Below are 6,845 nucleotides of genomic sequence, written 5' to 3'. Positions count from 1 at the left end.
GAGTCGCGCCCCGGGGCCCGATTCGCGCCCCGGAGCTCAGGCGGTCGCCGGCTGCGAGCGCTCGGCGAGCGCCTGCAGCAGCGCCGCGCCCGTCGCGGCGTCGTCGACCGTCACCACGAAGCGCCGCCCGCCTGCGCGCCACACCTCGATCGCCTGGCCGGTGCGCATGACGATGCCGAAGCGCCCGGGCACGAGACGGATCCCCCACCCGCCGAACTCGCCCATCGGGTTGACCTCGACGGCGGTCGCGCGCGACACCTGGGCGAGGGGCACGCGGAACCGCGGGAGTCCGAGCGCGGAGCGCACCTCGAGCCCCGCCTCGTCGACCCGCACGTGGAACGCGAGCGTCGTCGCGGCGAGCACGATGAGCAGCGCCGTGAGCCCCGCCATCAGCCAGACCACCGCGGCATCCGCCCCCGCCAGATAGACCGCGACAGCGGCGACGGCGACGGCCACCGTGCCCAGCAGGATGCCGGCCGCGGCCCCGCGGCCGATCGACACCGTGCGCATCCACACGGCGCGCTCCCCGGGGCGCAGCGAGATCGTCGTCGCCGGAAGGGTCTCCGGCTCGGGCTGCGCGACGTGGGGCTGCAGGAACCAGCCGCCCACTCCCCCGACGGCCGCCGCGACGAGGCCCCCGACCAGGGCCGGCCAGACGCTCGGCGCCTCGGTCGCGTCGGCGAGCCCCGCCTGCATGACCATGAGCCAGGTCAGCAGGACGGCGCCGAACGCGCTGAGCCCGAGGGCCGCAGCCCCCATGAAGCGATACGTCGGTCCGCCGTGCCCGCGGCGGAGGCCGGGCAGGCTCGTGAGCGCGAGGAGAAGCGGGAGCCCGCCCGCGATGAGCAGCGTCATGACGGGGTACAGCCACCGCGCGGCGAAGCCGTCGGCCTCACCGCTCGCATTCCAGTGCACCGCAACGGGGTCGGGAAGCTGCGGCATCACGACGAGCTGCGCGACGATCGCGACGACCGTGATCAGGAGCGGCAGCACCACCGCGACGAGGACGAAGCGCGACACCTGCGCCGAACGATCCGCGGCCATCACGCGACAGCCCCCGCCTGGAGAGCGGAATCCGCGGCGACGGATGCCTCGGCCGGCCTGCCGGCACGGAACTCCCGCAGCAGCACGATCACGACCACGACGACCGCGAGCACGCCCCACGCGACGATTCCGAGCGGGCCGACGAGGGCCAGGTCGGGTGCCTGACCGGATGCCGCCAGCAGCAGCACGACGCCGGCTGCGGCGTTCAGCGACCCGTGCGTCAGCACAGCGGGCCAGAGCGATGCGCTCCGCAGCCGCAGCCAGCCGAGGAGCACGCCCCAGGCGAGGCATCCGCCCATCATGAACAGGAGTCCCGTCGCGTCGGCACGACCGAAGTTGTAGCCCAGCAGGATGATCGGCGCGTGCCAGAGCCCCCACACGGCGCCCGTGATGAGCAGGCTCGGCCAGGTGCCGAGAGGAAGGAGCGCCGTCTGCAGCCAGCCGCGCCAGCCGACCTCTTCGCCGAACGCGAGCACGCTGTTGAACACGGCGCCCAGCGGGAGCATCAGGAGCTGAAGGGCGACGAGGAGGCCGACCGGAGGCAGCGGGGTCTCCTCGGGAACGGCCGACGTCAGCTGGTCCGCGAAGGCGGAGAACCCGACGAGATCGAGGCGTGCGAGTCCGAGCGCACCGCTGAGAAGCGTCGCGGCGAAGACCACCAGGATCGGGAGCACGAGGCCGAGCGCGAGGAAGAGGACGAGCCGGCCGGCCGGCCGCAGCGGCCACAGGCCGAGGAAGCGCAGTCGCCCCTTCGCCGGTGCGCGGAAGGCGAACATGACGACGACCGTCGCGACGGCGGGAGTGAGCATCATGGCCGGGAGGATCAGCGGGGTCAGCGGCGAGGCGAGCCCCTCGCCGAGCCAGAGCGGCAGCGCGACGAGCCAGGCGAGGCCGCAGGCCAGCAGCACGAAGGCTACGACAGCGGGCCACGCCACGCGATCGGTCGTTCGCACAGCACGTGCTGCACGAGTGGTCGGTTCAGCGGTCACGGGCGATCTCCTTCACCAGGGCTGCGAGGGCGTCGGACGGGAGCCCCGCCGCGCGCGCCCGCGCCACGAGGTCGAGGATGTCGTGATGGAGTGCCTCCAGCGCCGCCGCCTGCTCGGTCAGCACGGCGCCGCGGCCCCGCCGGAGCTCGACGAGGCCTTCGTCGCGGAGGTCCTGATACGCGCGCAGGACGGTGTGCACATTGACCCCGAGCGCCGCGGCGATCTCACGCGCGGCAGGAAGGCGATCGCCCGGCCGCACCCGGCCGGCGGCGGCATCCGCTCGCACCGACGCGGCGATCTGCGCGAACAGCGGCGCCTCGCTCTCGGGATCGATCCTCACCAACACACGATTATTCTATTACAACTAGAACAAATACGACATTGTGGATCGCCGACAACCGACATGCGCGGCATCCCTCGTGTTGGCACACTGGCGCGATGCGCATGACCCCCCGGCGGCTCGCGATCGGTATGAGCCTGTGGATCCCGAACCTGTTCAGCGGCATCCGCGTCAGACGGATCTCGGATGACTGGACGCAGGCGACCGTCGAACTGCGCGTCAACGTCTTCACGCGCAACTACGTCAAGACGGCATTCGGCGGCTCGATGTCGGCGATGACCGACCCGTACTTCTTCATGCTCGTGATGCATCAGCTCGGCCGCGACCACGTCGTGTGGGACACGCGCGGCGAGATCGAGTTCGTCAAGCCCGGGCGCGGCGTGCTGACCGCGCATTTCTCGGTGCCGCGCGAGAAGGCCGAGGAGCTGCGCGCACGGGCGCGCGGCGGCGCCAAGGTGCTCGAGTGGTTCGAGACGGACATCACGGATGCCTCGGGCGACGTCGTCGCCCGAGTGCGCCGCGAGGTGTACGTGCGCGAGAAGAGGCGCGTGACCGACGGCACTGCGGTCTAAGTCGCCGCGCGGTACTCCGACGCCGTCATCCCGAGGACGGCGCGGAAGTCGTTCGCGAGGTGCGCCTGGTCGGCGTAGCCGAGGTCGGCGGCGATGTCGGCGAGGGATGCCTCCGGTTCGTCGCGCACGCGCTGCGCGGCCTCCTGGAGTCGACGGCGGCGGATCATCGCGACCGGCGACAGGCCCACCGTGCGGTGCGCAAGCCGCTGGAGTGTCCGCACCGAGACGCGGAGGCGCTCGGCGGCGTCCTCGACCCGGAGGATCGACGCATCCGTCAGCAGCAGCTCGGCCATCTCGTTCGCGAGGCGCCCCTCGGGCGTCGGCGGCGCCGCACGCCGAACCAGCCACGCCGCGAAGACGTCGACGGCCGCGCCGTCGTCGGGCATCGCGCCGCCGACGGCGTCCCTCAGCTCCGGGGCCTCGACGACGACCGACGTGTCGACCAGGTCGCTGGGCGCACCGCTCAGTCGCGCGAACGCCGCGGGTCGCAGGAGGGCGCCGACCGCCCATCCGCTCCCCCGGAGCACGCGCTCCGACGCCCGCGTCGTCGCTCCCCACAGCGTCACGTCGGGCCCTTCGACGACGAGGTTCGCGGCGGGGAAGCCGAGCACCGGCTGCCGCGACTCGACGCCGTCGGGGAGGTCCCACCGGGGAATCCAGAACCACGCGACGAGGTCGGATGCCGCGACCGGCGGCGCAAGCCGGGTGAAGCGCGGCAGACGGTCGGGGTAGAGCACGCCACGCGTTGGGTCGGTCACGCTTGACACGGTAGACGCACCCCCGACGCGGAGGTTGTCGCGAATCTCCAAGCCGGCGGCATCCCCTGTTCGCGAAGGTGGAGGCATGACGAACACGACCGGCGCGACCGGCGCCCACACGACAGACGGCCGTCCGCACAGCGCGACGAGCCTCACGCCCTTCCTGGCGATCTCGGGCGCGCGCGGCGCGCTGGACTTCTACCGCGACGTCTTCGGCGCGCGGATCGTGGATGTGACCGAGTTCGACGGCCTCGTCGTGCACGCGACGGTCGACTTCGGTCTCGGTCTGCTGCAGCTCGGCGAGCCGAGCCCGCAGTACGGCCTCGTGCCCGCGCCCGAGGGCGACGCCGACTGCTATTCGATCGGGATCTACGTGTCCGATGTCGACGCTGTCACGGCGCGCGCGGTCGAGGCGGGCGCGACCGTGCGCGAGGAGCCCTCGACGTTCGTGTCGGGCGACCGGTTCGCGAGCATCCGGGACCCGTTCGGCGTGCGCTGGTCGGTGATGACGCGCATCGAAGACCTCTCGGAGGAGGAGAGCGCCGCACGCGTCTCCGAGTGGGCGGCGTCGGTCGGGTCGCAGTGAGGTTCAGGCTCTGTTCGCGCGAGCGGCGGCCTCGGCTGGCGCCTCGACGAGGGCGGCCTCGGTCTGGTCGCAGTGAGGTTCAGGCTCTGTTCGCGCGAGGGGCGGCCCCGGCTGCCGCCTGAATGAGGGCGGCCTCGGTCGGGTCGCAGTGAGGTTCAGGCTCTGTTCGCGCGAGCGGCCGCCTCGGCTGGCGCCTCGATGAGGCGGCCCGGGCTGCCGCGTGGATCAGGGGTGCCTCAGCTGCCCCCTGGATCAGGGCGCCTTACCCGCTGCGTGGATCAGGGGCGCCTCGGCTGCCGCGTGGACGACGGCGGGGAGGAGCGCGTCGGCCGTGCGGCGGTAGCCGAGCGCGCTCGGGTGGAAGCGGTCGAGGCTGAACATCTCGTGCGGCTGCGAGACGAAGACGTGGCCGACGGCACGGCGGAGCGACACGGGCGTGGCGCCGATCCGCAGGGCCGCGGCGGCCTGCGCCGTCGCGAGCTGCCGCGACATGCGGCCGCCGAGCGCGCGGAGCGGCTGAGGCACCGGCCGGAGCGCGCCGAGGTCGGGACACGTGCCGACGACGACGCCCGTGCCGCGCTCGTGCAGGCGGCGGATCGCGGCCTCGAGGTGTCCGATCGAGGTCGACACCGGCACGCGGTGCGTGACGTCGTTGCCCCCGACGATGATGACCGCGACGTGCGGCCGGTAGTCGGCAGGCAGGGCGTCGAGCTGTCCCGAGAGCATCGACGTCTCGGCGCCGACGACCGCGCCGGTGCGCAGCCGGACAGGACGATGGAGGCGCCCCGCGAGACCCTTCGAGAGCCGGGCGCCGAGCGTCTCCTTGCGGCGCTGCGCTCCGAGGCCCGCCGCGATCGAGTCGCCCAGGACGAGCAGGTCGATGGGATCGCCACCGAGCGAGCGGCGCCACACGCGGTCGGCATCGAGGGCGTCCTCGCCGTGCGGCTTGCCGATGCGGCGCCGGGCGATCGCCGCCTGCCGATGCAGGAGCGCGCGGACGCTCACCAGGGCGACACCGGCGCCGACGATCGAGCCCGTGGTGGCGAGGACGGCGGTCCGCGAGCGGGTCACGGCCCGATTCGACGCCCCTGGGGTGAACGGATGGTTACGCGAGACTTCACAGATGCTCCGTTCGAGCGCTCAGAGCGGACATACGCGAAGTCTCGCGAGGCCTGGTCGGTAGGTTCGAAGCGTGAGTGCACCCGGTCTCTCGCGGCGCCTCGGCCTGGGCGACGCCGTCTTCATCGGTCTCGGCTCGATGATCGGCGCCGGCGTCTTCGCGGCGTTCGGTCCCGCGGCGGGGGCGGCGGGTTCCGGCCTGCTCATCGGGCTCGCCGTCGCCGCGATCGTCGCCTTCGGCAACGCGACGTCGTCGGCGCAGCTCGCGGCCGTCCATCCGATGTCCGGCGGCACTTATGCCTACGGGCGCGCCGAGCTCGGTCCGTGGTGGGGCTTCATCGCCGGCTGGGGCTTCGTCATCGGCAAGACCGCGAGCTGCGCCGCGATGGCTCTGACCTTCGCCGCCTACGCCGCCCCGCCCGGATGGGAGAAGCCCGTCGCGATCCTCGCGGTCGTCGCGCTCGTGACGGTCAACTGGTTCGGCGTCACCCGCACAGCGCAGCTCACACGCATCATCGTCGTGGTCGTGCTGCTGACGCTCGCCATCGCCGTCGCGGCGGGCTTCGCCGCCCCCGACGCCCCGGGCTGGCTGAGCGCGGACGCGCTCTGGGCGGACGGGTGGTACGGCATCCTCCAGTCGGCCGGCCTGCTCTTCTTCGCCTTCGCCGGATATGCGCGCATCGCGACGATGGGCGAAGAGGTGCGCGACCCTGCCAGGACGATCCCGCGGGCGATCGTGCTGGCCTTCCTCGGCGCGCTCGTCGTCTACACGGCGGTCGCGTTCGCTGTGCTCTCGGCACTCGGACCCGACGCGACCGCCGCGTCGACGGAGCCCGTCGCGGCGGCGGTCGCGGCATCCGGCTGGCAGTGGGCGGAGCCTGTCGTGCGCGTCGGCGCTGCCGCGGCGTCGCTCGGCGCTCTCCTCGCGCTCATCGCCGGGATCGGCCGCACGAGCTTCGCGATGGCGCGCGAGGGGGACCTCCCCCGCTACCTCGCCGCCGTGCATCCGCGCTGGCACGTGCCGCACCGCGCCGAGCTCACCCTCGGGATCGTCGTCGTCGTGCTGGTGTCGCTCGTCGACCTGCGCGGGGCGATCGGCTTCTCGTCGTTCGGCGTGCTGCTGTACTACCTCGTCGCGAACATCGCGGCGTTCCGCCAGCGCGCCGACGTGCGCCGCTACCCGCGCGCACTGCAGATCGTCGGCGGCGTGGGCTGCGTCGTGCTCGTGGTCACTCTGCCCTGGCAGGCCGTGGCGATCGGCGCGGGGATCATCGTCATCGGCGTCGTCTACCGCGCCGTGCGGCTGCGCCTCACCAGGGCGGCCTGAGGCGAGGGAAACTCAGTTGCGGCGATGTGCAGTGCCGACGGCCAATCGCCGCAACCGAATCACGGCGCCGGAGACTCAAATCGCGGCGAGGTGCTTCCCCGAGCGCGAAT

General features: G+C 72.9%; 8 protein-coding genes. 3 read left to right on the top strand and 5 right to left on the bottom strand.

The features are described 5' to 3' along the window. Positions 1-36: 36 nt before the first annotated feature. From ACH3VR_RS04945 to ACH3VR_RS04935, 3 genes are read right to left on the bottom strand one after another with little or no spacing between them, the layout of a single operon-like run. A complete protein-coding gene (locus ACH3VR_RS04945; RefSeq protein WP_396639630.1) occupies positions 37-1,044 on the bottom strand; it encodes a DUF1648 domain-containing protein in 1,008 nt (335 codons plus the stop codon). Further along, positions 1,044-2,033, bottom strand: a complete 990-nt coding sequence (locus ACH3VR_RS04940) for a CPBP family intramembrane glutamic endopeptidase (protein WP_396639629.1) — start codon at positions 2,031-2,033, stop codon at positions 1,044-1,046. Before ACH3VR_RS04940 ends, ACH3VR_RS04945 begins: the two co-directional genes overlap by 1 nt. Continuing rightward, a complete protein-coding gene (locus ACH3VR_RS04935; RefSeq protein ID WP_396639628.1) occupies positions 2,023-2,379 on the bottom strand; it encodes a GntR family transcriptional regulator in 357 nt (118 codons plus the stop codon). The genes ACH3VR_RS04940 and ACH3VR_RS04935 overlap by 11 nt, the downstream gene beginning before the upstream one ends. 92 nt (positions 2,380-2,471) lie before the next feature. On the opposite strand from ACH3VR_RS04935, the gene ACH3VR_RS04930 reads away from it, so the two are divergent. Beyond that, a complete protein-coding gene (locus ACH3VR_RS04930) occupies positions 2,472-2,945 on the top strand; it encodes a DUF4442 domain-containing protein (RefSeq protein ID WP_396639627.1) in 474 nt (157 codons plus the stop codon). Here ACH3VR_RS04930 and ACH3VR_RS04925 read toward each other — a convergent pair. Further along, positions 2,942-3,703: a helix-turn-helix domain-containing protein gene (locus ACH3VR_RS04925; protein WP_396639626.1), complete on the bottom strand. Its 762-nt coding sequence runs from the start codon at positions 3,701-3,703 to the stop codon at positions 2,942-2,944. The two genes, ACH3VR_RS04930 and ACH3VR_RS04925, sit on opposite strands and share 4 nt — an antisense overlap. Before the next feature lie 85 nt (positions 3,704-3,788). Between ACH3VR_RS04925 and ACH3VR_RS04920 the strand changes: the two genes are divergently transcribed. Next, a complete protein-coding gene (locus tag ACH3VR_RS04920) occupies positions 3,789-4,289 on the top strand; it encodes a VOC family protein (RefSeq protein WP_396639625.1) in 501 nt (166 codons plus the stop codon). A gap of 252 nt (positions 4,290-4,541) precedes the next feature. On the opposite strand, the gene ACH3VR_RS04915 is transcribed toward ACH3VR_RS04920, so the two are convergent. After that, the gene (locus tag ACH3VR_RS04915; protein WP_396639624.1) at positions 4,542-5,360 is read right to left on the bottom strand and encodes an SGNH/GDSL hydrolase family protein; all 819 of its coding nucleotides are present in this window, start codon (positions 5,358-5,360) and stop codon (positions 4,542-4,544) included. 121 nt (positions 5,361-5,481) lie between these two features. Between ACH3VR_RS04915 and ACH3VR_RS04910 the strand changes: the two genes are divergently transcribed. Continuing rightward, on the top strand, positions 5,482-6,735 hold the full coding sequence (locus ACH3VR_RS04910; protein WP_396639623.1) for an APC family permease: 1,254 nt from the start codon (positions 5,482-5,484) through the stop codon (positions 6,733-6,735). Positions 6,736-6,845: the final 110 nt, after the last annotated feature.

This window comes from Microbacterium alkaliflavum, assembly GCF_044325405.1.
Lineage (GTDB): Bacteria > Actinomycetota > Actinomycetes > Actinomycetales > Microbacteriaceae > Microbacterium > Microbacterium alkaliflavum.
This window is presented reverse-complemented; position numbering and strand designations above follow the sequence as displayed.

Excerpts from the sequence above, each read along its gene's own strand:
- ACH3VR_RS04945 (WP_396639630.1), bottom strand. The coding sequence starts at position 1,044 with ATGGCCGCGGATCGTTCGGCGCAGGTGTCGCGCTTCGTCCTCGTCGCG.
- ACH3VR_RS04930 (WP_396639627.1), top strand. The coding sequence starts at position 2,472 with ATGCGCATGACCCCCCGGCGGCTCGCGATCGGTATGAGCCTGTGGATC.
- ACH3VR_RS04920 (WP_396639625.1), top strand. The coding sequence starts at position 3,789 with ATGACGAACACGACCGGCGCGACCGGCGCCCACACGACAGACGGCCGT.